Consider the following 26,617-nt stretch of genomic DNA (forward strand, 5'->3'; position numbering starts at 1 on the left):
CCTAGACGTGAAAGCTTTCAGCCAGCTTTCGCTGGCAAAACAGGTGACGGTGGGCGGATGCACGGTCTACAGGAATACATCGGTCAACGGTGGAAGGGGGCTTGCCCCCCGATGGCGGCGTATCAGTATCAAATGTCCTGACTGATGCACTGCTATCGGGGGTGAGCCCCCTCCCACCGTTGAGCTGTGTTGATCTGGGCTACGTCAGGGCAGCTCAAGGCCGCCGGCGGCCTTGTGCAGTTTGCGCAGGTGCTCGCCGACCTGCTTGAGGTTGGCTTCGCACGCGGCGATCTCGGCGGCGCGGGAAGGGTCCAGCAGCGCCCTCACCTCTTTATCCAGTTCGCCGGTCAGCGATTGCAGCTGTTTTTGGCGTTCGGCGCTTTCCGATTCCAGGCGCTTGGCTTCCGACGGTTGTGGCAGACCGTAGCCGCCGCTGCCAAGCAATTCCGCTGGCCGGCTGAGGAAGCCGCTGTTGGCGAGGATCTGTTGCAGCGTGGCGTTGGCTTTCTCCATACCGCCGTTTTTCAGCTCGCGGGCACCGAGGTAGCGTTGTTTGACCTCGTCCTGAGCCAGCATCAACTGTTTGCGAAAGCTGGCTTGTTCCAGCAACAACAGGGCGGCGCTGGTACGCAGGTCGGCCCGGTCGAACCAAGGGCGGCGTTCGGCGGCACTCAACGATAGCCAGTCTTCAACTTGGGTCTGTTTGATCGGCAGGTGTTTGCGCAACACGTCGAACATCGCTTGGTAGCGTTCGCGGAACGAGTCGAAGTGATAGCCCATGCGCAGGGCCTCACGTTTGTCATTCAGCACGCTGGTATCGGCCAGGCCACGGGCTTGCAGCACTTCAAGCAGGCCGTTGGGGGTGATGTTGTCCAGGCCGGTCAGTTGCGGGTTGGCGCTGCCGCTGCGTAACAGCTTCAGGCTTTCGACTGCACAGTTATTGGATATGAAGAAGTAGTTGCCGTCGTAGCTCCAATGCATTTCTGCGGCGTGCTCGACGGTGTCGTTGATTTCCTGGCGTGACAGCTTCAACGGCACCGAGGCCAGGCCGCGCAGCTCGGTCTTGGTGTATTCATCGATCACCTGGGCCAGCGGCAACACGAACAGGCGTGACGGGTACTTGCCCACCAGGCCGTCCCAGCTCGACAGTTGTACGTCGCCGACAAAGGCGCGATAGGACAACACCAGGTGCTGGTCCAGGTCCAAACGGCAATCTGGCCCACGGGGGCGGCCCGGTGCGCAGATCACCAGGCGCAGCATGCTGTGGCCCCAGCGGCTGACTAGGTTCTGGTTGGCTTCGGCCAGCAGGTAGTCGATTTCATACACGCGTTCTGGGTCCACATGGCCCAGTGGTGTTTTGGCGAAGTCGTTGCCGGCATTGAGGAACGGGTAGGCCTTGGCGCAGGCGTCCTGTTCAGGTGGCGCCCAGCCGAAGTGTTGCTGGTAATAGCGGAACAGCGCGGGGCGCCGGCAGGCGTAGCTTGGGTCGAGGAGGAAGTATTCCATGTTGACCGCGACGAACTCCAGCGGGCTGCTGGTTTCGTAGAGGTCCGGGCTGCGCACGACCTGGCGGTTGTGCTGCTCGCGTTCGCCGCGCCGGCCGACATATTGCGGCCAGCCGGCCAAGTCCAGCAGGCGCGGGTCATCGCTGAGGGTGAACCGGCGTTCATTCTGGCCACGGCATTGATCAGGCAGGCCGATCAAACCGGTGATGCTGTTCTGGCGGCTGCAGCGCTGGATCAGCGTGCGCTCGTCGTTGGACCACAGGCGAGCACGGTCATAGATGTGGGTCAGTTCATGCAGCACGGTGGCGAGCATTTCCCGGCGCACGGTGCCGTGGGGGCGATTGGTTTTCTGGGTGGCGGCGCTGCCGTCGGTGAGGCTCGCGAGCAGGTTGCGATTGAGGTCCAGCTCGGACACCAACGACGCCTGGCCGTAAGCATTCTCGGGCATCTTGTCGGTCCAGCCGACATCGATGCGCCGGTCCAGCTGCTCGATAAAGCGCGGCGGCAGTGAGCGCATCGCTTCATCGAGCAATGCCTGGCTGGCCTGCTGTTCGGCCGGGCTCAGGCCTTCTGTCTTGAGCCGCAGTTGCAGGCTGGCCTGGGCGGCGCTGGCACACAGCAGCACAGTCCCGGCCAGGAGCCAGGCAGCGAGGCGCCTCACAGAGCGAGAATAGCTTCGGCGAGGGTCTGGTCGCTGGCGTCGCGGGCTTGCGGCAAGCGGGTGCGCAGGGTATCGAAGGCGGCTTCCAGTTGTGCACCACGAATTTCGCCGTGGGTGGCGACGAAACTGGCCGCATCATCGTGGGCTTCGCGCACGACTTTGGAGTCACGGATGGAGGTGGTGGTGTCCGAAGTGAAATCAATGGTGCGGCCAGAGGCGCGCACAATGATGTTACTGGTGGCCACCAGGGTTTGCGCCTGGGCAACGTCGGCCAACAACAGCAGGCCAAGGGTGGCGGCGATCAGCGGGCTACGCATGGAATAACTCCGAATACAAAGATGGAAATACAGGGATGATTATTGGACGAGAATTGCCTGCGCCAGTTCAAGGTCGCTGGCATGAAGTTTTGGTTGGGTACGGCGCAGGTAATCCAGTGCCGACTCCAGCCGTGCGCCCCGCCATTGGCCGTCAGTGGCGATGAACGCGGCGGCGTCATCCTGGGCGGCCGCGACTACTTTGCGGTCAAACGGTGCCGAGGTCACTTTACTGGTGGCGTAGGCGCTCGCGACGGTGCTCTGGATGGTCAGGTCAAAGGCAGATGCCAGCGGTGACCATCCGGCGAAAACACACACAGGGACAATAAACAAGCGGTATGAAAAAGCCATGGGACTCAACAACTGAAAGCGAGCGCCAAGGCTAGCGCAACGCCCGGGCGAGAGCCAGCGCGAAGGCATGAGGGAGCGCGCGCGCTCCCTTTGCGGCAGGGCTTAGATCGCCAGAATAGCCTGGGCGAGCTGTGCGTCAGTCGCGGTGTCCAGTTGGGGGGCTTGTTGACGGATCTGTGCCAGGGCGCTTTCCAGCTTCACGCCACGAATGGCGCCTTCACTGGCGACAAAGCTGGCGGCGTCGTCCCGGGCGGCGCGCACGACCTTGTTGTCACGCAGGGAGGACGTGGCATCGGAGGTAGCGTCGGAAGTGGCCTTCAGGGCGCCGACGATAGAATCGGTGGTCACGATGAAGCTGGTTGCGTTGGCGTTGGCAGCCAAGGCCAGCAAGGTGGCAGCGCTGAGCAGTCGAAGACGGGACATGGGGTGACTCCTGTAAATGAACAATGAAGGTGGCGCAGACGCTTGCCACGTACCGGTTGGATAGTAGGCCGCGGCTTATCGGTTCGGATAGTTTTTGTAACGCGGCAGCAACTGTACCAGTCATTGTAGAGATTGTTAAAACTGTACTTGTTTTGCGTCGGGCCCTCGGTGTGAGCGGCAAGACCTGAAAGCAACAAAGCCCGCCTCCAGTCTCCCGGGGCGGGCTTTGTCTTGAAAAATCAGTGCTGGCAGTGGACCCGGTGGGTCAGGGCCAGCGGGCGCCAATTAGCGCCAGAACGGCTTGCTCAGCTCTTCGTAGCGTTGAGCTTCGCTGATACCGGCGTCAGCCAGCAGACGCGAATCCAGGCGAGCCAATTGGTGGCGGCTGGACATGCGGCGCTGCCACAACATCAGGTTGGCGAGAACGCGCAAAGGCAGGGAAGCCTGGGTGTTTACAGCTTTTTCTTCGAAGAACAGTTCGGAACTGAGTGTACGTTCCATGATGACATCCTTCCGCTTATGGCGGGATTAGGTAGTGGTTTAACTGATGCCAATGATCCTCCTCCGGCGCAAGACTCTCTAGATACAGTTCACCTGTATTGTGAGGGGCCAGTTAACTGTTTATAGGTGCTGTACTGTACGGAAATGGGGCAACTGTACCTGTGCGCACTTAAATGGTGCGATTTGGCGGTTTTTGGTCAGGCGAGTAGCTTATTTCTGTAGGAAAAGACCGGTACAGCAGTACAGTTTTTTCCAGATATGAGGGTCGTACCGCCGAGCTGATGAAACTGTGTTTGCATCAGCTCGGATCTGTACCAATCAAGCCTTGAGCATGTGCCCGGTTTCTTCCAGGTTAATGTGCCAACTCAGTGCTTCGCGCAGGATATGCGGGGTGTGTCCGCCGATGGCACAGGCCGCGTTGAAGTAACTGTTCAGCGCATCGCGGTACGCCGGGTGCACACAGTTGTCGATGATCACCCGTGCACGTTCCCGTGGCGCCAGGCCGCGCAGGTCAGCGAGGCCGACTTCAGTGACAAGGATGTCGACGTCATGCTCGGTATGGTCCACATGGCTGACCATCGGCACCACGCTGGAAATCGCGCCGGCCTTGGCAATCGACTTGGTGACAAAGATCGCCAGGTGCGCATTACGCGCGAAATCCCCGGAGCCGCCGATGCCGTTCATCATTCGCGTGCCGCAGACGTGGGTGGAGTTGACGTTGCCGTAGATATCGAACTCCAGCGCGGTGTTGATGCCGATAATGCCCAGGCGTCGCACCACTTCAGGGTGGTTGGAAATTTCCTGCGGGCGCAGCACCAGCTTGTCTTTGTAATGCTCCAGGTTGCCGAACACGTCGGCATTGCGCCGCTCCGACAGGGTGATCGAACTACCCGAAGCGAAGCTCAGCTTGCCGGCATCAATCAGGTCGAAGGTCGAGTCCTGCAGCACTTCCGAGTACATGGTCAGGTCTTCGAACGGCGAGTCGATCAAGCCGCACATCACCGCGTTGGCGATGTTGCCGATACCCGCTTGCAGCGGGCCGAGCTTGTTGGTCATGCGACCCGCATCAACTTCCTGCTTGAGGAACTGGATCAGGTGGTTGGCGATCCCTTGGGTGTCACTGTCGGGCGGCGTGACAGTCGATGCCGAGTCCGCCTGGTTGGTGATGACAATGGCGACGATTTTTTCCGGCGGAATGGGAATCGCGGTGCTGCCGATGCGGTCGTCGACCTTCACCAGCGGAATTGGCGTGCGCGTTGGCCGGTAGGTCGGGATATAGATGTCGTGCAACCCTTCCAGGTTCGGATTGTGCGCCAGGTTGATCTCGATGATCACTTGCTTGGCGAAAATTGCGAAACTGGCCGAGTTGCCTACGGAGGTGGTGGGCACGATATGCCCAAGCTCTGTGATCGCGACGGCTTCGATCACGGCAATGTCCGGCAGCTTGAGCTGGTTGTTGCGCAGTTGCTCGACGGTTTCCGACAGATGCTGGTCGATAAACATCACCTCGCCGGCATTGATGGCCTTGCGCAGGGTGCTGTCGACCTGGAACGGCATGCGGCGCGACAGTACGCCGGCTTCGGTCAGTTGCTTGTCCAGGTCGTTGCCCAGGCTGGCGCCGGTCATCAGGGTGATTTTCAGTGGTGACGTCTTGGCGCGTTCGGCCAGGGCGTGGGGGACGGCCTTGGCTTCACCGGCTCGGGTGAAGCCGCTCATGCCGACGGTCATGCCGTCCTCGATCAGTGCGGCGGCATCTGCCGCGCTCATGACCTTGTTCAACAACGAAGGCAAGCGGATACGATCACGGTACATGAATTGTTATCTCAGGCTACGGAAGCAAGGTGGGCAGTGTAGTGATTTCAAAAAGTTTCGGCCCGCTACCATGGTCGAATGCCGAGTAGCGATTTAGAGCCTTTGGTCGGGTTTCATGCGGTAATAAAAAACCCCAGCCTACTAAAGGCCGGGGTTTCGAGTATTGCGTTGAAGCAGTGTTACTCGACGGCTTTGACCATGTCTTCGATGACCTTCTTGGCGTCACCAAAGACCATCATGGTCTTGTCCAGGTAGAACAGTTCGTTATCCAGGCCGGCATAACCACTGGCCATCGAGCGCTTGTTGACGATGATGGTCTTGGCCTTGAACGCTTCGAGGATCGGCATGCCGGCAATCGGCGAGTTCGGGTCGTTCTTGGCGGCCGGGTTGACCACGTCGTTGGCGCCGAGCACCAGTACTACGTCGGCCTGGCCGAATTCGGAGTTGATGTCTTCCATTTCGAACACCTGGTCGTAAGGCACTTCTGCCTCGGCCAGGAGGACGTTCATATGGCCGGGCATGCGACCTGCCACCGGGTGGATCGCGTACTTCACGGTCACGCCGCGATGGGTGAGCTTTTCTGTCAGCTCTTTCAACGCATGCTGTGCGCGTGCCACCGCCAGGCCGTAGCCTGGGACGATGATCACGGTGTCGGCATTGGTCAGCAGGAAGGTTGCGTCATCAGCCGAGCCGGATTTGACCGGGCGTGCTTCTTTGGAACCGGCAGCGGCACCCGCATCCGGCGCATTGCCGAAACCGCCGAGCAGTACATTAAAGAAGGAGCGGTTCATCGCCTTGCACATGATGTACGACAGGATCGCGCCGCTGGAGCCCACCAGGGAGCCGGCGATGATCAGCATCGAGTTGTTCAGCGAGAAGCCGATACCCGCTGCGGCCCAGCCGGAATAACTGTTGAGCATCGAGACGACCACCGGCATATCGGCGCCGCCAATCGGGATGATGATCAGCACACCGAGCACGAACGCCAGGGCCAGCATCAGGGCGAAGGCGGTGAGGTTGCCGGTGAACATGAACGCCAGGCCCAGGCCCAGCGTGAGCAGCCCAAGCACCAGGTTCAGCTTGTGCTGGCCACCGAACTGTACCGGTGCGCCCTGGAACAGGCGGAACTTGTACTTGCCCGACAGTTTGCCGAAGGCGATCACCGAACCCGAGAAGGTGATGGCACCGATGGCTGCACCGAGGAACAGTTCCAGACGGTTGCCCGCAGGGATCGCGTCGCCCAAGTGTTTGACGATGCCCAGCGATTGCGGCTCAACCACGGCGGCAATCGCAATGAACACCGCCGCCAGGCCGATCATGCTATGCATGAACGCCACCAGTTCGGGCATCTTGGTCATTTCTACGCGCTTGGCCATGATCGAGCCGGCGGTACCGCCGACCAGCAGGCCGACAATCACGTAGCCGATACCAGCCGTGGCCAGCTCAGCGCCGAGCTTATAGATCAGGCCCACGGTGGTGAGCACCGCCAGCGCCATGCCGAGCATGCCGAACAGGTTGCCGCGCCGCGAGGTGGTCGGGTGCGACAGGCCTTTGAGGGCCTGGATGAAACAGATCGACGCGATCAGGTAGAGCGTCGTTACCAGATTCATGCTCATTACTTCTGCACCTCTTCTTTCACAGCTTTGGGCGCTTTCTTCTTGAACATCTCAAGCATCCTACGCGTCACCAGGAAGCCGCCGAACACATTGACCGCCGCCAGAGCGACCGCCAGGGTGCCCATGGTCTTGCCCAATGGCGTAACAGTGAGGGCCGCAGCCAGCATGGCGCCGACGATCACAATCGCGGAAATCGCGTTGGTCACCGCCATCAGTGGCGTGTGCAGCGCGGGTGTTACGTTCCAGACCACGTGGTAACCGACATAAATCGCCAGCACAAAGATGATCAGGTTGTAGATACCGGGGGAGATAAGCTCTTCCATCGTCTGAATCCCTGCTTAGGCGTTTTTGCGGATGACTTGGCCGTCGCGGCACATCAGGCACGCGGCGACAATGTCGTCTTCGAGGTTGAGTTCAAACTGCCCTTCCTTGTTGAAGACCAGCTTCAGGAAGTCCAGCAGGTTGCGCGCGTACAAGGCTGACGCGTCGGCGGCGACGGCGCCGGCCAGGTTGGTCGGGCCGCAGATGATCACGCCGTTTTCCACGACGGTTTCATCGGCCACGGTCAGCGGGCAGTTACCGCCTTGGGCGGCGGCGAGGTCGATGACCACCGAGCCGGGTTTCATCTGCGCGACGGTCTCTGCACTGAGCAAGGTCGGTGCCTTGCGGCCCGGGATCAGCGCGGTGGTGATAACGATGTCGGCTTGTTTGGCGCGCTCGTGCACGGCCAGGGCCTGGCGCTGCATCCAGCTGGTGGGCATGGGGCGCGCATAGCCGCCAACACCGACGGCGCATTCGCGCTCTTCATCAGTTTCGTAGGGCACGTCGACGAACTTGGCGCCAAGGGACTCGATCTGCTCTTTTACCGCCGGGCGTACGTCAGACGCTTCGATCACCGCACCCAGACGTTTCGCTGTGGCGATGGCCTGCAAGCCAGCAACACCGGCGCCGAGGATCAGCACGCGTGCGGCTTTGACGGTACCGGCAGCGGTCATCAGCATCGGCATGAAGCGCGGATAGTGATGAGCAGCCAGCAGCACGGCTTTGTAACCGGCGATGTTGGCTTGCGAGGACAACACATCGAGGCTCTGTGCCCGCGAGGTGCGTGGCGCGGCTTCGAGTGCAAAGGCGGTAATGCCCTGCCCGGCCAGCTTGGCGATGGTTTCGTTGCTGAACGGGTTGAGCATGCCCACCAGCACGGTGCCGCTTTTGATCAGCGCTAGTTCGCTGTCGGTGGGCGCCACCACCTTGAGGATCAGTTCGGCGCCAAACGCATCGCTGGCGCTGCCAATGGTTGCGCCTGCCGTTTCGTAGGCACTGTCGAGGACGCTGGCTTTAATGCCTGCGCCGCTTTGTACAGTGACCTTATGGCCCTGGCCGATCAGCTTTTTGATGGTTTCCGGGGTGGCAGCCACCCGCGTTTCACCGGTCTGGGTTTCGAGAGGAACACCAATGTGCACGTCAAATCTCCTGCATGATCTTTTTGCTTTTGATCTTTTTGTAAAAAGGCCAGTGCACCGCGAGTGGCGCAACTGGGGCGGCCGATCAGCACGATCCCGCTGAAATGACAGCGGGGCGCGGCATTTTGCAGGCGAACTTTACGGCCTTCAAGGGATTATGACGGGTGACGAAAAATTAACTACAAGTCACCCTGTGACTGATTGTCGCAACATGCTGAAATAACCCCTTTAAATACAGGTATTTAAAGGGTCGCAGCTGATTGGTGGGTGTTTTGTCATGGTTGATGTGAATAGTCGGGCATTGGCCTGTTAGTGTCGCTGAAAGCCACGAGAATCATGGCCTTAAGCCGTATTTTTGATGAATAGGTACAGTCTGTGAAAATGCGACATATACGTATATCTGTAGGATCTGAATTTTACTGACTACAAAGTCAGCAATTACTGATTTGCCTTTAATTGTTGGGGCTATAACGCTGGGATTGATCAATCAGCCAGTCCCGGAACGCCTGCAGTGAGGCTGATTCGACTTTTCTGTCAGGAATCATCAGGTAATAAGCCTTCGAGCTGGTTAGCGCCTCCGGGCTGGCGATCACGAGTTGGTGCTCGTCCAGCTCTCGCTGAATAAGGAACGGTGGGATCAGCGCAATGCCCATGTCGTGCATGGCGGCCTGGGACAGCATCGAGAATAGCTCGTAACGCGGGCCTGTCATGTCGCGTGGCACGCTTAGCTGCTGGGCGTTGAACCATTGGCGCCAGGCATATGGGCGGGTGGTCTGCTGAAGCAGTGGCAGTTCCGCGATCTGCTGTGGAGTGAATCGCTTGCCGTCATCCAAAAGGCGCGGGCTGCACACCGGGACGGGATTTTCTCCCATCAGCCGGTGGGACTCGGTACCGGACCAGTCAGCGTCGCCAAAGTAAATCGCCGCGTCGAACTCGGTATCGGCGAACAGAAAGGGGCGCGTGCGGTTGGTCAGGTTCACAGTCACCTCTGGGTGCTGGCGTTGAAAATCTTTCAGGCGAGGGATTAGCCATTGCGTGCCAAACGTGGGCACTACGGCCAACTCGATGGTGTTGGCGCCCTGTTGGCCCATAACCGACAAGGTGTCGCGTTCTACTGCATCCAACTGGGTCGCCACCCTGCGGCTGTAGGACAGTCCCGCTTCTGTCAGCTTCACCCCGCGCCGTGAGCGTCGAAACAACTCGACACTCAAAAACTCCTCAAGGCTGGCGATCTGTCGACAAATGGCGCCCTGGGTAATGGAGAGCTCGTGCGCAGCCTTGGTAAAGCTTTCGTGGCGGGCTGCCGCTTCAAAGCTGACAAGGGCGGTGGTGCTGGGGATTTTTCGGCGCATGTACCTTGTCCTCACTCATAAAGTGCTTTTTAGCGCTTTTTATGTATTTCGGAGTGAGAAATTAGCACAAGCCTATGCAGAAACCTCGTTTGCTCTCCTCGCCTCCCCGGCCTAGGCTCCCTCCACGACTTCTGATGATCTTCACGAGGACTTATTCATGGCTGGCAAGGCAAGCTTCAACTGGATCGATCCACTGCTTCTGGACCAACAGCTCACCGAAGAAGAGCGCATGGTGCGCGACAGTGCTGAGCAATTCGCCCAGGACAAGCTGGCACCGCGCGTGCTCGAAGCTTTCCGTCATGAAAAGACCGACCCTGCAATCTTCCGTGAGATGGGCGAAACCGGTTTGCTGGGGGCGATGATTCCCGAGCAGTACGGTGGTAGCGGCCTGAACTACGTCAGTTACGGGTTGATTGCGCGGGAAGTGGAGCGCGTCGACTCCGGTTACCGCTCGATGATGAGTGTGCAGTCGTCCCTGGTGATGGTGCCTATCAATGAGTTCGGCACCGAGGCGCAAAAACAGAAGTACTTGCCGAAACTGGCGTCCGGCGAATGGATCGGCTGTTTTGGTCTGACCGAGCCCAACCATGGTTCCGATCCGGGCGCGATGATCACCCGTGCGCGCAAAGTGGATGGCGGCTACAGCCTGACGGGCGCGAAGATGTGGATCACCAATAGCCCTATCGCGGACGTGTTCGTGGTGTGGGGCAAGGACGACGCCGGCGATATACGCGGTTTTGTCCTGGAGAAAGGCTGGAAGGGCCTGAGTGCGCCGGCGATTCACGGCAAGGTCGGCCTGCGTGCCTCCATCACGGGTGAGATCGTGATGGATAACGTGTTCGTCCCGCAAGAAAACATTTTCCCGGATGTACGGGGCCTGAAAGGTCCTTTCACCTGCCTCAACTCGGCGCGTTACGGTATCTCTTGGGGCGCGCTGGGCGCTGCGGAGTTCTGCTGGCACACCGCTCGCCAGTACACCCTTGATCGGCAGCAGTTCGGTCGTCCCTTGGCGGCAACCCAGTTGATCCAGAAGAAGCTGGCCGACATGCAGACCGAGATCACCTTGGCCTTGCAGGGCTGCCTGCGCCTGGGGCGCATGAAGGACGAAGGTACGGCGGCGGTAGAGATTACCTCGATCATGAAGCGCAATTCCTGCGGCAAGTCGCTGGATATTGCCCGTATGGCGCGGGATATGTTGGGCGGCAACGGCATTTCTGACGAGTTCGGTGTGGCGCGTCACCTGGTGAACCTGGAAGTGGTGAACACTTACGAGGGTACTCACGATGTGCACGCCTTGATTCTGGGTCGTGCGCAAACCGGTCTTCAGGCGTTCTATTAATAGGAGGGCGGTATGGGCGCGCTGTCGCATCTACGGGTACTGGATTTGTCGCGAGTATTGGCCGGGCCTTGGTCGGGTCAGATTCTTGCGGACCTTGGGGCTGAGGTGATCAAGGTCGAGCGTCCCGGTAACGGTGACGACACGCGCGCTTGGGGGCCGCCCTTCCTAAAGGATGCGCTTGGCGAGAACACCAGTGAGGCGGCGTATTACTTGTCCGCCAACCGGAATAAAGAGTCGGTGACTATCGACTTCACGCGGCCGGAGGGGCAGAAGCTGGTGCGGGATCTGGCGGCGAAGTCCGACATCCTGATCGAGAACTTCAAAGTGGGTGGTCTGGCGGCGTACGGGCTGGACTATGAGTCGCTCAAGGCGGTCAACCCGGAGTTGATCTACTGCTCGATCACGGGCTTCGGCCAGACCGGGCCGTATGCGACGCGTGCGGGCTATGACTTCATGATCCAGGGGCTGGGCGGGCTGATGAGTCTGACCGGTCGGCCGGAGGGTGACGAAGGTGCTGGGCCGGTGAAGGTGGGCGTGGCACTGACTGACATTCTCACGGGGCTCTACTCGACGGTGGCCATTCTTGCTGCGTTGGCGCATCGCGATCATGACGGTGGTGGGCAGCATATCGATATGGCGTTGCTCGATGTGCAGGTGGCCTGCCTGGCGAACCAGGCGATGAATTACCTGACGACGGGAGTGTCGCCAAAGCGTTTGGGTAATGCTCATCCGAATATCGTGCCTTACCAGGACTTTCCTACAGCCGACGGTGACTTCATCCTGACGGTGGGCAATGACGGGCAGTTTCGCAAGTTCGCTGAGGTGGCTGGGCAACCGCAGTGGGCCGATGACCCGCGGTTCTCCACTAATAAGGTGCGGGTGGCCAACCGTGCGGAGCTGATTCCGTTGATTCGCCAGGCGACCGTCTTCAAGACGACAGGCGAGTGGGTGGCGGCGCTGGAGCGTGTGGGGGTGCCTTGCGGGCCAATCAATGACCTCGCACAGGTGTTTGCCGACCCTCAGGTCAAGGCGCGTGGGCTGGCACTGCAGTTGCCTCACGCGTTGGCGGGGATGGTGCCGCAGGTTGCCAGCCCGATTCGTCTCTCCAAGACCCCTGTTGAGTACCGTCGTGCACCTCCTTTATTGGGCGAGCATACGGCTCAGGTGCTGCAGGGTATTTTGGGGCTGGCGCCAGCGAATGTGGCTGAGTTGAGAGAGGCAGGAGTGATTTAGGTGTTTTCTTCTATATAGAAGGAAGAGCGTACTGGTGGTTTTTTAATCAACTTCAATTGTTTGATAGAAAAACCAAATTAAGGGTTGACGCCAGATTCTGGAAGCCTATAATTCGCCCCACTTCCGGCGCAGTCGAAACAGAAAACTCCTTGGTAAACAATGAGTTACGCAGTTTTCGGCAGCAGGTGCTTCAGTTCATCGAAGCCAAAAGGAAGTTGAAAAAGAGGTGTTGACAGCAGCGTGTAACGCTGTAGAATTCGCCTCCCGCTGATGAGAGATCTGAAGCGCAAGTGGTTGAAGTTGTTAAGGATTCCTTGAAAACTTCTTAAAATAATCACTTGACAGCAAATGAGGCTGCTGTAGAATGCGCGCCTCGGTTGAGACGAAAGATCTTAACCAACCGCTCTTTAACAACTGAATCAAGCAATTCGTGTGGGTGCTTGTGGAGTCAGACTGATAGTCAACAAGATTATCAGCATCACAAGTTACTCCGCGAGAAATCAAAGATGTAACCAACGATTGCTGAGCCAAGTTTAGGGTTTCTTAAAAACCCAAAGATGTTTGAACTGAAGAGTTTGATCATGGCTCAGATTGAACGCTGGCGGCAGGCCTAACACATGCAAGTCGAGCGGTAGAGAGAAGCTTGCTTCTCTTGAGAGCGGCGGACGGGTGAGTAATGCCTAGGAATCTGCCTGGTAGTGGGGGATAACGTTCGGAAACGGACGCTAATACCGCATACGTCCTACGGGAGAAAGCAGGGGACCTTCGGGCCTTGCGCTATCAGATGAGCCTAGGTCGGATTAGCTAGTTGGTGGGGTAATGGCTCACCAAGGCGACGATCCGTAACTGGTCTGAGAGGATGATCAGTCACACTGGAACTGAGACACGGTCCAGACTCCTACGGGAGGCAGCAGTGGGGAATATTGGACAATGGGCGAAAGCCTGATCCAGCCATGCCGCGTGTGTGAAGAAGGTCTTCGGATTGTAAAGCACTTTAAGTTGGGAGGAAGGGCAGTTACCTAATACGTGATTGTTTTGACGTTACCGACAGAATAAGCACCGGCTAACTCTGTGCCAGCAGCCGCGGTAATACAGAGGGTGCAAGCGTTAATCGGAATTACTGGGCGTAAAGCGCGCGTAGGTGGTTTGTTAAGTTGGATGTGAAATCCCCGGGCTCAACCTGGGAACTGCATTCAAAACTGACTGACTAGAGTATGGTAGAGGGTGGTGGAATTTCCTGTGTAGCGGTGAAATGCGTAGATATAGGAAGGAACACCAGTGGCGAAGGCGACCACCTGGACTAATACTGACACTGAGGTGCGAAAGCGTGGGGAGCAAACAGGATTAGATACCCTGGTAGTCCACGCCGTAAACGATGTCAACTAGCCGTTGGGAGCCTTGAGCTCTTAGTGGCGCAGCTAACGCATTAAGTTGACCGCCTGGGGAGTACGGCCGCAAGGTTAAAACTCAAATGAATTGACGGGGGCCCGCACAAGCGGTGGAGCATGTGGTTTAATTCGAAGCAACGCGAAGAACCTTACCAGGCCTTGACATCCAATGAACTTTCTAGAGATAGATTGGTGCCTTCGGGAACATTGAGACAGGTGCTGCATGGCTGTCGTCAGCTCGTGTCGTGAGATGTTGGGTTAAGTCCCGTAACGAGCGCAACCCTTGTCCTTAGTTACCAGCACGTTATGGTGGGCACTCTAAGGAGACTGCCGGTGACAAACCGGAGGAAGGTGGGGATGACGTCAAGTCATCATGGCCCTTACGGCCTGGGCTACACACGTGCTACAATGGTCGGTACAGAGGGTTGCCAAGCCGCGAGGTGGAGCTAATCCCATAAAACCGATCGTAGTCCGGATCGCAGTCTGCAACTCGACTGCGTGAAGTCGGAATCGCTAGTAATCGCGAATCAGAATGTCGCGGTGAATACGTTCCCGGGCCTTGTACACACCGCCCGTCACACCATGGGAGTGGGTTGCACCAGAAGTAGCTAGTCTAACCTTCGGGAGGACGGTTACCACGGTGTGATTCATGACTGGGGTGAAGTCGTAACAAGGTAGCCGTAGGGGAACCTGCGGCTGGATCACCTCCTTAATCGACGACATCAGCTGCTCCATAAGTTCCCACACGAATTGCTTGATTCATTGAAGAAGACGATAAAGAAGCAGCCCGAAATTGGGTCTGTAGCTCAGTTGGTTAGAGCGCACCCCTGATAAGGGTGAGGTCGGCAGTTCGAATCTGCCCAGACCCACCAATTTTGTGTGGGAAACGCCTGTAGAAATACGGGGCCATAGCTCAGCTGGGAGAGCGCCTGCCTTGCACGCAGGAGGTCAACGGTTCGATCCCGTTTGGCTCCACCACTACTGCTTCTGTTGTTGAAAGCTTAGAAATGAGCATTCCATTGTGATGATGGTGAATGTTGATTTCTAGTCTTTGATTAGATCGTTCTTTAAAAATTTGGGTATGTGATAGAAAGATAGACTGAACGTTACTTTCACTGGTAACGGATCAGGCTAAGGTAAAATTTGTGAGTTACTCAGTTTTGAGTATTATCGAATTTTCGGCGAATGTTGTCTTCACAGTATAACCAGATTGCTTGGGGTTATATGGTCAAGTGAAGAAGCGCATACGGTGGATGCCTTGGCAGTCAGAGGCGATGAAAGACGTGGTAGCCTGCGAAAAGCTTCGGGGAGTCGGCAAACAGACTTTGATCCGGAGATGTCTGAATGGGGGAACCCAGCCATCATAAGATGGTTATCTTACGCTGAATACATAGGCGTAAGAGGCGAACCAGGGGAACTGAAACATCTAAGTACCCTGAGGAAAAGAAATCAACCGAGATTCCCTTAGTAGTGGCGAGCGAACGGGGACTAGCCCTTAAGTGGCTTTGAGATTAGCGGAACGCTCTGGAAAGTGCGGCCATAGTGGGTGATAGCCCTGTACGCGAAAATCTCTTAGTCATGAAATCGAGTAGGACGGAGCACGAGAAACTTTGTCTGAATATGGGGGGACCATCCTCCAAGGCTAAATACTACTGACTGACCGATAGTGAACTAGTACCGTGAGGGAAAGGCGAAAAGAACCCCGGAGAGGGGAGTGAAATAGATCCTGAAACCGTATGCGTACAAGCAGTGGGAGCCCACTTTGTTGGGTGACTGCGTACCTTTTGTATAATGGGTCAGCGACTTATTTTCAGTGGCGAGCTTAACCGAATAGGGGAGGCGTAGCGAAAGCGAGTCTTAATAGGGCGTCTAGTCGCTGGGAATAGACCCGAAACCGGGCGATCTATCCATGGGCAGGTTGAAGGTTGGGTAACACTAACTGGAGGACCGAACCGACTACCGTTGAAAAGTTAGCGGATGACCTGTGGATCGGAGTGAAAGGCTAATCAAGCTCGGAGATAGCTGGTTCTCCTCGAAAGCTATTTAGGTAGCGCCTCATGTATCACTGTAGGGGGTAGAGCACTGTTTCGGCTAGGGGGTCATCCCGACTTACCAAACCGATGCAAACTCCGAATACCTACAAGTGCCGAGCATGGGAGACACACGGCGGGTGCTAACGTCCGTCGTGAAAAGGGAAACAACCCAGACCGTCAGCTAAGGTCCCAAAGTTATGGTTAAGTGGGAAACGATGTGGGAAGGCTTAGACAGCTAGGAGGTTGGCTTAGAAGCAGCCACCCTTTAAAGAAAGCGTAATAGCTCACTAGTCGAGTCGGCCTGCGCGGAAGATGTAACGGGGCTCAAACCATACACCGAAGCTACGGGTATCACGTAAGTGATGCGGTAGAGGAGCGTTCTGTAAGCCTGTGAAGGTGAGTTGAGAAGCTTGCTGGAGGTATCAGAAGTGCGAATGCTGACATGAGTAACGACAATGGGTGTGAAAAACACCCACGCCGAAAGACCAAGGTTTCCTGCGCAACGTTAATCGACGCAGGGTTAGTCGGTCCCTAAGGCGAGGCTGAAAAGCGTAGTCGATGGAAAACAGGTTAATATTCCTGTACTTCTGGTTATTGCGATGGAGGGACGGAGAAGGCTAGGCCAGCTTGGCGTTGGTTGTCCAAGTTTAAGGTGGTAGGCTGGAATCTTAGGTAAATCCGGGATTCTAAGGCCGAGAGCTGATGACGAGTTAACTTTTAGTTAACGAAGTGGTTGATGCCATGCTTCCAAGAAAAGCTTCTAAGCTTCAGGTAACCAGGAACCGTACCCCAAACCGACACAGGTGGTTGGGTAGAGAATACCAAGGCGCTTGAGAGAACTCGGGTGAAGGAACTAGGCAAAATGGCACCGTAACTTCGGGAGAAGGTGCGCCGGTGAGGGTGAAGGACTTGCTCCGTAAGCTCATGCCGGTCGAAGATACCAGGCCGCTGCGACTGTTTATTAAAAACACAGCACTCTGCAAACACGAAAGTGGACGTATAGGGTGTGACGCCTGCCCGGTGCCGGAAGGTTAATTGATGGGGTTAGCTAACGCGAAGCTCTTGATCGAAGCCCCGGTAAACGGCGGCCGTAACTATAACGGTCCTAAGGTAGCGAAATTCCTTGTCGGGTAAGTTCCGACCTGCACGAATGGCGTAACGATGGCGGCGCTGTCTCCACCCGAGACTCAGTGAAATTGAAATCGCTGTGAAGATGCAGTGTATCCGCGGCTAGACGGAAAGACCCCGTGAACCTTTACTATAGCTTTGCACTGGACTTTGAATTTGCTTGTGTAGGATAGGTGGGAGGCTTTGAAGCGTGGACGCCAGTCTGCGTGGAGCCAACCTTGAAATACCACCCTGGCAACTTTGAGGTTCTAACTCAGGTCCGTTATCCGGATCGAGGACAGTGTATGGTGGGTAGTTTGACTGGGGCGGTCTCCTCCTAAAGAGTAACGGAGGAGTACGAAGGTGCGCTCAGACCGGTCGGAAATCGGTCGTAGAGTATAAAGGCAAAAGCGCGCTTGACTGCGAGACAGACACGTCGAGCAGGTACGAAAGTAGGTCTTAGTGATCCGGTGGTTCTGTATGGAAGGGCCATCGCTCAACGGATAAAAGGTACTCCGGGGATAACAGGCTGATACCGCCCAAGAGTTCATATCGACGGCGGTGTTTGGCACCTCGATGTCGGCTCATCACATCCTGGGGCTGAAGCCGGTCCCAAGGGTATGGCTGTTCGCCATTTAAAGTGGTACGCGAGCTGGGTTTAGAACGTCGTGAGACAGTTCGGTCCCTATCTGCCGTGGACGTTTGAGATTTGAGAGGGGCTGCTCCTAGTACGAGAGGACCGGAGTGGACGAACCTCTGGTGTTCCGGTTGTCACGCCAGTGGCATTGCCGGGTAGCTATGTTCGGAATAGATAACCGCTGAAAGCATCTAAGCGGGAAACTAGCCTCAAGATGAGATCTCACTGGGACCTTGAGTCCCCTGAAGGGCCGTCGAAGACTACGACGTTGATAGGTTGGGTGTGTAAGCGCTGTGAGGCGTTGAGCTAACCAATACTAATTGCCCGTGAGGCTTGACCATATAACACCCAAGCAATTTGACTACTCGAAAGAGCATCAGATTGCGGTGTGTGAAGACGCAATGAACCGAAAGTTCGATGCTCACAAAACACCGAAAGCTATCACATACCCAATTTGCTGAAGCGAGGCCAACTGGCCGCGACTCAGTACCCGAATTTCTTGACGACCATAGAGCATTGGAACCACCTGATCCCATCCCGAACTCAGTAGTGAAACGATGCATCGCCGATGGTAGTGTGGGGTTTCCCCATGTGAGAGTAGGTCATCGTCAAGATTAAATTCCAAAACCCCTGTTTGCTCACGCAAACAGGGGTTTTGTTTTTGTAGAAGTCCATGAATTTCATCGGCGTGTCGCTATTGCAACGCTCCGGTACACAGAATTTCTTGACGACCATAGAGCATTGGAACCACCTGATCCCATCCCGAACTCAGTAGTGAAACGATGCATCGCCGATGGTAGTGTGGGGTTTCCCCATGTGAGAGTAGGTCATCGTCAAGATTGAATTCCGAAACCCCTGTCTGCTAACGCAGACAGGGGTTTTGTCGTTAAGCGGAGCTGATCAGAACAGCTCGCTTGACGGCGTCTCACGTTGCGCGGCGGTTCGGCTGAAATGGTGCTTTAACGCGCATCACATTGCATGACAGCACCTACTCAAAAGACAGTGTTCGAAGGGGGCTGCGCCAAGCGCTACAAATGACAAGCCGGTGCAGGCTGGATGCTTGTACGACAACCGCTTGTCAGTTTCCTACGGGAAAAGAAGATTTATCCCACAAAACACTCAGTTTTGCCTCAGCTTGGCCGAAAGCCTGACGAGCCATGCGTGCCCCGAAATAGAGCGGCCCGACAAGTTGCCTATACCGTTACATGGAATGTTCCACTCGGCACGCTCACCCCCCTTTGGCAAAAAGAAGTCGATGAAATGAATCTCAAGTTCAGTCATAAAATCTTGTTGGCCGCGTCAGGCGTTGTGGTTCTAGCCTTTGCGTTGTTTACCCTTTACAACGACTACCTCCAGCGCAGCACCATTAAGCAGAACCTGGAGTCATCCATTCAGCAGTCGGGTGAACTCACTGCCAGCAGCGTGCAGAACTGGCTCAGTGGCCGAATATTGGTGCTTGAAAGCCTGACGCAAAACGTTGCCCACCAAGGCAATGCGGTAGACCTCCCTGGGCTGGTCGATCAACCCGCGTTCACCTCGAATTTCCAGTTCACCTATGTTGGCCAAACCAACGGTGTGTTCACCCAGCGTCCGGACGCTAAAATGCCCGACGGCTATGACCCCCGTCAGCGCCCTTGGTACAAACAAGCCGTGGCTGCCGATAAGCCTATGCTTACACCGCCCTATATGGCCGCGGTGGGTGGTCAGATCGTTACCATCGCTATGCCGGTGAAAAAGAACGGCGAGCTGCTCGGCGTGGTCGGTGGTGACCTGAGCCTGCAAACCCTGGTGAAGATCATCAATTCGGTGGATTTCGGCGGCATCGGCCATGCGTTTCTGGTCAGTGGCGATGGCCAGGTCATCGTCAGCCCTGACGAGGACCAGGTGATGAAAAACCTCAAGGACATCTACCCAGGCACTAATGTCCGTATCGAAAAGCTCAACCAGGACGTCGTCCTCAAGGGGCAGGATCGCATTCTGTCGTTCACCCCTATCAGCGGCTTGCCCGGTGCAGATTGGTATATCGGCCTGTCGATCGATAAAGACAAGGCCTACGCACCGCTGGGTAAATTCCGCACTTCTGCGCTGATTGCCATGTTGATTGCCGTGGTCGCGATTGCGGTGCTCTTGAGCCTGTTGATTCAAGTGTTGCTGCGCCCCCTCACGACGATGGGTGTTGCCATGCAGGATATCGCTCAGGGCGAGGGTGACCTGACCCGCCGCCTGGCCGTGACCAGTAAAGATGAATTCGGTGAGGTAGGCAGTGCGTTCAACCGATTCGTAGAGCGTATCCATGCTTCGATTTCCGAAGTGTCTTCCGCAACACGACAAGTGCACGACCTGTCCCAGCGCGTGATGGCATCTTCCAACGCCTCGATCATCGGCTCCGACGAGCAGAGCGCGCGTACCAACAGCGTGGCCGCAGCGATCAACGAACTGGGTGCGGCTACCCAGGAAATCGCGCGTAATGCCGCCGATGCGTCGCAGCACGCGAGCGGTGCCAGCGAGCAAGCCGACGATGGCCGCAAAGTGGTCGAGCAAACCATTCGGGCAATGTCGGAGCTGTCGCAGAAGATCAGCCTGTCTTGCACTCAGATCGAGACTCTGAACGCGAGCACCGATAACATCGGCCATATTCTCGATGTGATCAAAGGCATCTCCCAGCAAACCAACTTGCTCGCCCTCAACGCCGCCATCGAAGCTGCGCGGGCAGGGGAAGCCGGGCGCGGGTTTGCCGTGGTGGCCGATGAAGTGCGCAACCTGGCCCACCGTACCCAGGAGTCGGCCGAAGAGATTCATAAGATGATCACGTCGCTGCAGGTGGGGTCGCGTGAAGCGGTGACCACCATGAATGCCAGCCAGGCTTCCAGCGAAGAGAGCGTTGAAGTCGCCAACCAAGCCGGTGAGCGCCTGGTCAGTGTGACGCAGCGGATCGTCGAGATCGATGGCATGAACCAGTCCGTCGCGGCGGCCACTGAAGAACAGACTGCCGTGGTGGAAACCCTCAACGTCGACATCAACCAGATCAACCTGCTGAACCAGCAGGGCGTGACCAACCTCAACGAAACCTTGAAAGACTGCGATGCGTTGTCACAACAGGCCAATCGCTTGAAGCAGTTGGTCGACAGCTTCAAGATCTGACCCGTCGAGCCTATAAGTAGGAGCGAGCAACTCGCTCCTACTGCTTGCCCAACAAGCGGCGCACGTTGTCCAGCGCGCTGTCGGCGAACCCTTGCACAAACTGCTCAAAACCTCCCTGCGCCGTGTCTATGGGCTCGGCAATGATGGTCCAGGTCACCCTGGAACTGTGCGCGCCAAGTGCGTCTACGGTGATCGCGGCCCACAGCCTGGCTACGCCCAGGGTGTTGTAGATTGTGGTCCAGGTCATGTGCATGGCGTGCTCGTCCCGGCTGTTGAGTTGTTCCACCACGCAGTTGCCATCTCGGAAGAACTTCGTGCGCAGAGCGCCCACGCCGGTGCCGATCATGTCGATATGCGTCAGGGCAGGGATGAACACATCGAAGCCTGCAAACTGTCCCACCATGTTCCACAGGCGCGAGGCGTCGCAGTCGATCACGACAGAGGCCACTATGGGCACGCCTTCAGGGTTGCGAATTAACGTATCGGGTTGCAGCGGTTTCATGAGTTCGTCCTGAGGCGTTTCAGAGAAAGCCGATGGCCTTGAGGTGGTTGCAGCCTTTGCTCAACAGCACCGGATCTTTGTCGGGGTACTGTTCCCCCATTTGTTGAACACCATGGCGTGCGTTGTCGTGGCGAATCATCGAGGTATCACCGATGTCTTCATCCAGACGATCGAGATAAAACCCGAGTACCCCAAACAGTGCGTTGTCCGGACTCACCGTTCGCAGCGCCTGCTGCCAGTGTGCAATGCTCACCCGCTCGAACCTGTAGCCCGCCCGGCTGAACGCGTCCAGGTAATCCTCCCAGCTCAACGGCTGTGGGTTGTGCAGGTTGAACACGTTGCGCTCGGCGTGAAAGCCAGTGCAGTGGAACGCAATAAAGCGCGCCAGGAAGTCCACGGGCATCAGGTCGAAATTCAACGCCAACCGGGGCATCAGGCCCAATTGCAGCGACCCCTTGAGCATCAGCATCAGACGATTCTTGTGCGGCTGGCAAACGCCGTTGCGGCTATTGAAACTGATATTTCCCGGGCGATGGATATTCACCCAGGCCCCTTGTTCAACCGCACGCCCCAGCAGCCGCTCGGCGACCCACTTGGACAGGTTGTAGCCATTTTTGATGTACAGCGGCGGTGTGGCCGCCGCCGGGGCTTCCAGAACGTGCCCCTGTGAGTCGACGCCGCTGGAGGCCGAGAGTGTCGAGACAAAGTTGAAGACTTTCTTGCTGCGGGTTTCGCACAGGCGCAGGCATTCGGCTATGGGCGCGACGTTATCCCTGGCCAGCGAGGCGTAGTCCATCACGTGGTTGACCCGCGCTGCGTTATGCACCAGTACGCCGAAGTCCTCGGCGAGATGCTCATACATGTCGCAGGCCAAGCCCAACTGCGGCAGGCTGATGTCGGCGGCGAAGACCTGCACTCGACTCAAGTCCATGTGTTCCAGGCGGTACTCACGCAATGCTTGGGTAAATCGCGTCATTGCACAGCTCCCCGGCACTTCCCGAACCAGGCACGCCACTGCGGTTGCACCGCCCGCCAGCAACGCCTCGACGATATGAACACCGACGAAGCTGTTGGCGCCTGTCACGATCACTTTATGCGGGTCGCCTGCACGGTCATCGGGCAGTGTGCTGATTGCCCATTCCCGTTGAGCGTCCTGAACCGCCTGGCCCGTGGCAGCGTCGGGAAGCTCACCCTCCTCCAGCAGCGTTGCCAGCGTACGAATCGTCGGTACTTCAATGAACTGGCTCAACGCGAAGCTGCGTCCCAATTGCTCGCGCACGCTTAGCAACAGGGTCGACAGCAAAATCGAGTGGCCACCGAGGTCGAAGAAGCTGTCATCAATTGAAAACTGAGTAGCCGGTCGAGTCAGTAACTCGCCCCACAGGTTGCTCAATCGCGCTTGGAGCGGGGTGTGCGCAGCGCGAGGAGGGGTCTGCAAGAGTGGCTGGAACGGGAGCGCCAGCAACGCCTTGCGGTCGACTTTACCGTTGCTGGAGTAAGGCATGTCCGGCAACTCGCCCCAGAACCCAGGCTGCATGTAATCCGGTAGCCACTGCCGCGCATGTTGCTGCAGGGCCGCCACCGTGGCACCGGGTTCAGGCTGGGCGACAAAGGCGCAGACCCGAGTGTCGCAGTCGATCACCACTGCTAACTGGCGATACAGCCGGCTGTCACGCAGGCATTGTTCAATTTCCTGGGGCGCGACCCGAAAGCCGCGGATCTTCACCTGATCATCACGGCGTCCGCCCAGCACAATTCCTTTGGCTGTCCACTGTGCCAGGTCACCGCTGCGATAAGCGCACAGCGCCTGGCCATCGCCTATTGGCAGTTCGATGAACGGGCTGGCCGCCAGCGGCGGCGCATTCACATACCCCAGGCTAACCCCAGGACCGATGATGTACAGCTCACCCATCACGCGCTCATCCACCGGTTCGAGGTTTTCATCGAGTATCAGCACTTGGCTGTTCGTGATCGGATGGCCGATGTTGTGAGGGTTGTCGCCGGGGGCCATCCTTCGGTGCGTGATCAGCACCGTGGTTTCGGTGGGGCCATAGAGGTTGTGTAACTGACACTGGCCTGCGAGCCGTTCGATCACATGGGGTTCGCAGGCATCGCCGCCAGTCAGCAGGTGCGTCAAGCCCAGGGGGCGGTCCAGCGGCAGGATACCGAGCAGCGCCGGCGGCAGGAAAGCATGGGTGACGCGCCGCTGACGGAGCAGTTCCACCAGTTGCTGAGGGTCGCGCTTTTGCTCCTCGCTGGGCACGATCAACTGGGCACCAGCGATCAATGCGGGGAAGATATCGATCAACGACGAGTCGAAACTCATGGGTGAAAACTGCAACACCCGACTTCGCTCATCCAGCGCCATACACGCGCCGAACCAACTGGCGAAGTGCGCCAGGTTGCCGTGGCTGAGTAGCACGCCCTTGGGCTGGCCTGTACTGCCCGATGTATAAAGCACCATGCTCGGCGTATCCGGGCAGCAGCGATTGTGGATCGGCCGGTCGGCGTCGCACAGGCCGACAGCACTCACATCCACGGCAATGAAACGCTCGCGTAACGGGTGCTGGCCAGTATCCAGCAATACGCATGCCCCGGCACTTTCGAGCATGGCCTGATGGCGTTGCGGGGGGTGGTCGGGGGCCAGTGGCAGGTACACGGCACCACAGCCCTGCAGCGCCAGAATGCTGGCGTACAACTCGATGGACTTCCCCAGGCATACACCGACCACTGGCACGGCCTCAAATGCTGCCAGCAAGGGGCGCAGTCGTTGCTGGATCGCGATGACCCGTAGGTGCAGCTGATGGTAAGTCACTTCGTTGCCCGCGATGTTCAGTGCCGTCCGGTTGGCGAAGGTACGAAGGCTGTCCTGTATCCGCTCGATCACCGGTACCTGCGCTTTGTGCATCAATGCAGGGTCGTCCGTACGATTGAACCGATGCATGAATGCCAGTGCCTCAAGCCCCTGCAAACCCCGCTCTGGCCAGTCCGTGGCGATCGCGCGTGTAGAGAAGTGCTCGGGATCCCGCGAAAAACCGCTGACGTGCAGCGCAACCCAGTCTTCCAGCGCGCTCGTCACCTGTCGGCGCAGTCGTTGGCCATTGCCACTGGGCTCCTCGGCAATGTCCAGCACGGCACGCAAGCGTTGGTCAGCGTCATAGCTGCGCAGTTGCACCGCCGGTAACCCACTGTCGGTTATCGGGCCAACCCCCACGCGCAGCCTCATACAGGCTGCTTGGCCGATGTCGACCAATAACGGCAGGCTACCGTCCTCAATCCAGAGGTCGACGGCCTCGTCACCCGATACATGCCCGTACTGGTCCAGCACCTCCCGGATGGCGGTGAGTGCTCGGCTGGTGCCGTGCCAGCCGATGGTCAGGCGCCTCATATCGGCACCGGCAAGTAGGTGTCCAGCGCGTGTGCCACGCTCGGCGTCTGCAACAAACCGCTATGTCGCAGAAAATTCATGATATTGCCCATCAACGGGTGCTGGCGGGTAATGGGAAACGCCAGCGCCGTTATTTCATCGCGTAGCGCGTTGCGCAGCGTGGCGCTGATGTCGAGGTGTTCGATCAGGTGCAGGTCGAAGTTTTTTTGCAGCTCGTTGGTCAGGTAATGCGCAAGGAACGTCGGTAGTACCTGGGCGATGCTGTCACGGTCATCCGGACTCGCGGCTTGCCAATAAAGCTGCACCAGCCGGGTCCAGAATTGCGCGTGGCGGCCCTCGTCAAACAGATGGTCGGCCATCAGGCCGCAAATGGAGGCTTTGACACTGGCGTCCTTGGAAAAGGCCGCCACGTCCTGGGTTACGCTGTTTTCAGCGATGGCCACGGCGATCAGCGCCACGGCATCGTGCAGGTGAGCCGGTGCCTGCGCCTGTGCCGCCGGCAGTGCACGGCTCAGTTCGATTTGCTCGGGCAGGTCGAGTGGTTGTATGCCCGTCATGGCGATGGTTTGCTGCAAAAAGTCCAGTGCGACCAAGGCGTGGTAGTCCTCATCTACCACCACCGTCATCGCATCCACGCGGCAGTCAAGCGGGAAGGGCACCGCGAAGCGATTCTTGGCAATGCTGCGGGCAGTCGTGTCGACGATTTCGGTCTCGAAGATCACCACGTCGTTGATGAATTTGTAGAAGCTTTGCAGCAGTACGAAGTCGCGCCAGTGCGGGCAATGCTCCACAAATGTCGCATTGAGGACCAAGGGCTGGCGGCACAGCGGATAGATCAGCTTGTCATCGTTTTCCAGCAGGCGGCGAGGGCGGGTGCGGACCGTTGCACGGCGCTCCCAATCGTCGGCAATCGCGTGGTAGCTGGCGCTGTTCATGGTTGCACCTCTTGCAGCGAGGCCCTTACCTCGTCCCAGAACGTGATGCGGCTTTCCACCGCAGCAAGGGCCGCCTCGTAGGCCTGTTGCGGGTAAGTCGGGTCTGCGCTGGTCAGGCGCTCAAGCAACTGTTCTGCTGCCGGGCCATGATTCTCTGTGTCCAACTCGATGTGGCGCTTGAGATAGGTACACAACGTGGGCGCCTGGTGATGGATGAGCGCACCCTGGCGCAGGATGTCCTCGAACATGCTGGGGATGACTTGCTCGCGACTGTGAAAAAACGCGGCTGCCACACAGTGAGTGGAGGCGTTCAGCGCGATGTGCAGTGTGTCGTCGACAAAACGCGCTACGCCCGCAGGAACATCGACCCTGTGCAAGGCAGCACTCGCGTCTACCCCTTCGCGTTGCAGCGCGATGAAGCGTTTGATCGCCAAGGTGCAGGCACCGACTTCGACCATGGCTTGCAGGTACCACTCGAAGTGGCTGCAGTGGCCTTGACTCGGGTGTTCGTCTGACTCCTCGCCCAGCACGATCTCATTGATCAGCCGTGCGGCTTGCGCATCAGCGGGTGGCAGCCAGGGCAGGCGCGTGCAGGTCAGGTCCTGTTGCAGGCGCTTGGTGAGGGTCATGAAGTCCCAAACAGCGAATACATGGCTCTCCATAAAAAGTTGTAACTTTCGAAGTGAAGTTATTTCCATAAATAACGCGTGGCTGCATAACTTCCGTTTTCTTTGTTCAAGTAACGATTGATACATGGTGGATGCCTATAAGTTGTTGCGTCTACTGTGAACGCAACGTTGAGCTTTCATGAACGGCAAGAAGACAAACAGGTGTAAGCCAAGCCTGGCGCAAGCGAACGCTCGAACGCATGGGGCTATGCCGTCGATTGAAGTGTCGGGTTTAGTAATAAAATATAATA

Annotated in this window: 17 protein-coding genes, 2 tRNA genes and 4 rRNA genes; 9 read left to right on the forward strand and 14 right to left on the reverse strand. The window is 57.5% G+C overall.

Annotated elements, in window-relative coordinates; genetic code table 11:
- Positions 1 to 204 precede the first annotated feature (204 nt).
- The 10 genes from PspS35_RS00510 to PspS35_RS00555 all read right to left on the reverse strand — a co-directional run bounded on the left by PspS35_RS00510 (position 205) and on the right by PspS35_RS00555 (position 9,995).
- Complete coding sequence (locus PspS35_RS00510) at positions 205 to 2,166, reverse strand: DUF4105 domain-containing protein (RefSeq protein ID WP_159932316.1); 1,962 nt, start codon at positions 2,164 to 2,166, stop codon at positions 205 to 207.
- Positions 2,163 to 2,483: a DUF2388 domain-containing protein gene (locus PspS35_RS00515; RefSeq protein ID WP_159932317.1), complete on the reverse strand. Its 321-nt coding sequence runs from the start codon at positions 2,481 to 2,483 to the stop codon at positions 2,163 to 2,165. Before PspS35_RS00515 ends, PspS35_RS00510 begins: the two co-directional genes overlap by 4 nt.
- 39 nt (positions 2,484 to 2,522) lie before the next feature.
- Positions 2,523 to 2,831 carry a DUF2388 domain-containing protein gene (locus PspS35_RS00520; RefSeq protein WP_159932318.1) on the reverse strand — a complete coding sequence of 103 codons (309 nt, stop codon included), beginning with the start codon at positions 2,829 to 2,831 and terminating at the stop codon, positions 2,523 to 2,525.
- Positions 2,832 to 2,933: 102 nt separating this feature from the next.
- Positions 2,934 to 3,254: a DUF2388 domain-containing protein gene (locus tag PspS35_RS00525; RefSeq protein ID WP_159932319.1), complete on the reverse strand. Its 321-nt coding sequence runs from the start codon at positions 3,252 to 3,254 to the stop codon at positions 2,934 to 2,936.
- Positions 3,255 to 3,539: 285 nt separating this feature from the next.
- Positions 3,540 to 3,755 (reverse strand): DUF1127 domain-containing protein, encoded by a 216-nt coding sequence (locus tag PspS35_RS00530; RefSeq protein ID WP_159932320.1) that lies wholly within the window; start codon positions 3,753 to 3,755, stop codon positions 3,540 to 3,542.
- A 318-nt stretch (positions 3,756 to 4,073) separates the two neighbouring features.
- A complete protein-coding gene (locus tag PspS35_RS00535) occupies positions 4,074 to 5,567 on the reverse strand; it encodes an acetyl-CoA hydrolase/transferase family protein (protein ID WP_159932321.1) in 1,494 nt (497 codons plus the stop codon).
- 179 nt (positions 5,568 to 5,746) lie between these two features.
- On the reverse strand, positions 5,747 to 7,183 hold the full coding sequence (locus PspS35_RS00540) for an NAD(P)(+) transhydrogenase (Re/Si-specific) subunit beta (protein WP_017736001.1): 1,437 nt from the start codon (positions 7,181 to 7,183) through the stop codon (positions 5,747 to 5,749).
- A complete protein-coding gene (locus PspS35_RS00545) occupies positions 7,183 to 7,506 on the reverse strand; it encodes an NAD(P) transhydrogenase subunit alpha (protein WP_005783507.1) in 324 nt (107 codons plus the stop codon). The genes PspS35_RS00540 and PspS35_RS00545 overlap by 1 nt, the downstream gene beginning before the upstream one ends.
- Before the next feature lie 15 nt (positions 7,507 to 7,521).
- Positions 7,522 to 8,643, reverse strand: coding sequence for a Re/Si-specific NAD(P)(+) transhydrogenase subunit alpha (locus PspS35_RS00550; RefSeq protein WP_159932322.1), 1,122 nt, complete (start codon positions 8,641 to 8,643; stop codon positions 7,522 to 7,524).
- 452 nt (positions 8,644 to 9,095) lie between these two features.
- Entirely contained in the window at positions 9,096 to 9,995 is a 900-nt protein-coding gene (locus tag PspS35_RS00555; protein WP_159932323.1) for a LysR family transcriptional regulator, read from the reverse strand.
- Positions 9,996 to 10,152: 157 nt separating this feature from the next.
- Here PspS35_RS00555 and PspS35_RS00560 point away from each other — a divergent pair, with 157 nt between their 5' ends.
- From PspS35_RS00560 to PspS35_RS00605, 9 genes are all read left to right on the forward strand, one after another.
- Entirely contained in the window at positions 10,153 to 11,334 is a 1,182-nt protein-coding gene (locus PspS35_RS00560; RefSeq protein WP_159932324.1) for an acyl-CoA dehydrogenase, read from the forward strand.
- A gap of 12 nt (positions 11,335 to 11,346) precedes the next feature.
- Complete coding sequence (locus PspS35_RS00565; RefSeq protein WP_159932325.1) at positions 11,347 to 12,567, forward strand: CaiB/BaiF CoA-transferase family protein; 1,221 nt, start codon at positions 11,347 to 11,349, stop codon at positions 12,565 to 12,567.
- Between the two features lie 563 nt (positions 12,568 to 13,130).
- A 16S ribosomal RNA gene (locus PspS35_RS00575) occupies positions 13,131 to 14,667 on the forward strand.
- A gap of 83 nt (positions 14,668 to 14,750) precedes the next feature.
- Positions 14,751 to 14,827, forward strand: a tRNA-Ile gene (locus PspS35_RS00580).
- 30 nt (positions 14,828 to 14,857) lie between these two features.
- A tRNA-Ala gene (locus PspS35_RS00585) sits at positions 14,858 to 14,933 on the forward strand.
- Positions 14,934 to 15,181: 248 nt separating this feature from the next.
- Positions 15,182 to 18,073: ribosomal RNA gene (locus PspS35_RS00590) — 23S ribosomal RNA — on the forward strand.
- A 157-nt stretch (positions 18,074 to 18,230) separates the two neighbouring features.
- A 5S ribosomal RNA gene (gene rrf, locus PspS35_RS00595) occupies positions 18,231 to 18,346 on the forward strand.
- A gap of 109 nt (positions 18,347 to 18,455) precedes the next feature.
- Positions 18,456 to 18,571, forward strand: a 5S ribosomal RNA gene (rrf, locus tag PspS35_RS00600).
- The 16S, 23S and 5S rRNA genes sit together here with 2 tRNA genes alongside, the layout of an rRNA operon.
- Positions 18,572 to 18,992: 421 nt before the next feature.
- Entirely contained in the window at positions 18,993 to 20,873 is a 1,881-nt protein-coding gene (locus PspS35_RS00605; RefSeq protein ID WP_159932326.1) for a methyl-accepting chemotaxis protein, read from the forward strand.
- A 37-nt stretch (positions 20,874 to 20,910) separates the two neighbouring features.
- On the opposite strand, the gene PspS35_RS00610 is transcribed toward PspS35_RS00605, so the two are convergent.
- The 4 genes from PspS35_RS00610 to PspS35_RS00625 are packed head-to-tail and all read right to left on the reverse strand — an operon-like array spanning position 20,911 to position 26,453.
- Complete coding sequence (locus PspS35_RS00610; RefSeq protein ID WP_159932327.1) at positions 20,911 to 21,375, reverse strand: SRPBCC family protein; 465 nt, start codon at positions 21,373 to 21,375, stop codon at positions 20,911 to 20,913.
- Between the two features lie 19 nt (positions 21,376 to 21,394).
- Positions 21,395 to 24,763 (reverse strand): amino acid adenylation domain-containing protein, encoded by a 3,369-nt coding sequence (locus PspS35_RS00615; RefSeq protein WP_159932328.1) that lies wholly within the window; start codon positions 24,761 to 24,763, stop codon positions 21,395 to 21,397.
- A complete protein-coding gene (locus tag PspS35_RS00620; RefSeq protein ID WP_159932329.1) occupies positions 24,760 to 25,698 on the reverse strand; it encodes a diiron oxygenase in 939 nt (312 codons plus the stop codon). The genes PspS35_RS00615 and PspS35_RS00620 overlap by 4 nt, the downstream gene beginning before the upstream one ends.
- On the reverse strand, positions 25,695 to 26,453 hold the full coding sequence (locus PspS35_RS00625; protein ID WP_159932330.1) for a DUF3050 domain-containing protein: 759 nt from the start codon (positions 26,451 to 26,453) through the stop codon (positions 25,695 to 25,697). The genes PspS35_RS00620 and PspS35_RS00625 overlap by 4 nt, the downstream gene beginning before the upstream one ends.
- Positions 26,454 to 26,617: the final 164 nt, after the last annotated feature.

Origin of the sequence: Pseudomonas sp. S35 (assembly GCF_009866765.1) — a bacterium.
Lineage (GTDB): Bacteria > Pseudomonadota > Gammaproteobacteria > Pseudomonadales > Pseudomonadaceae > Aquipseudomonas.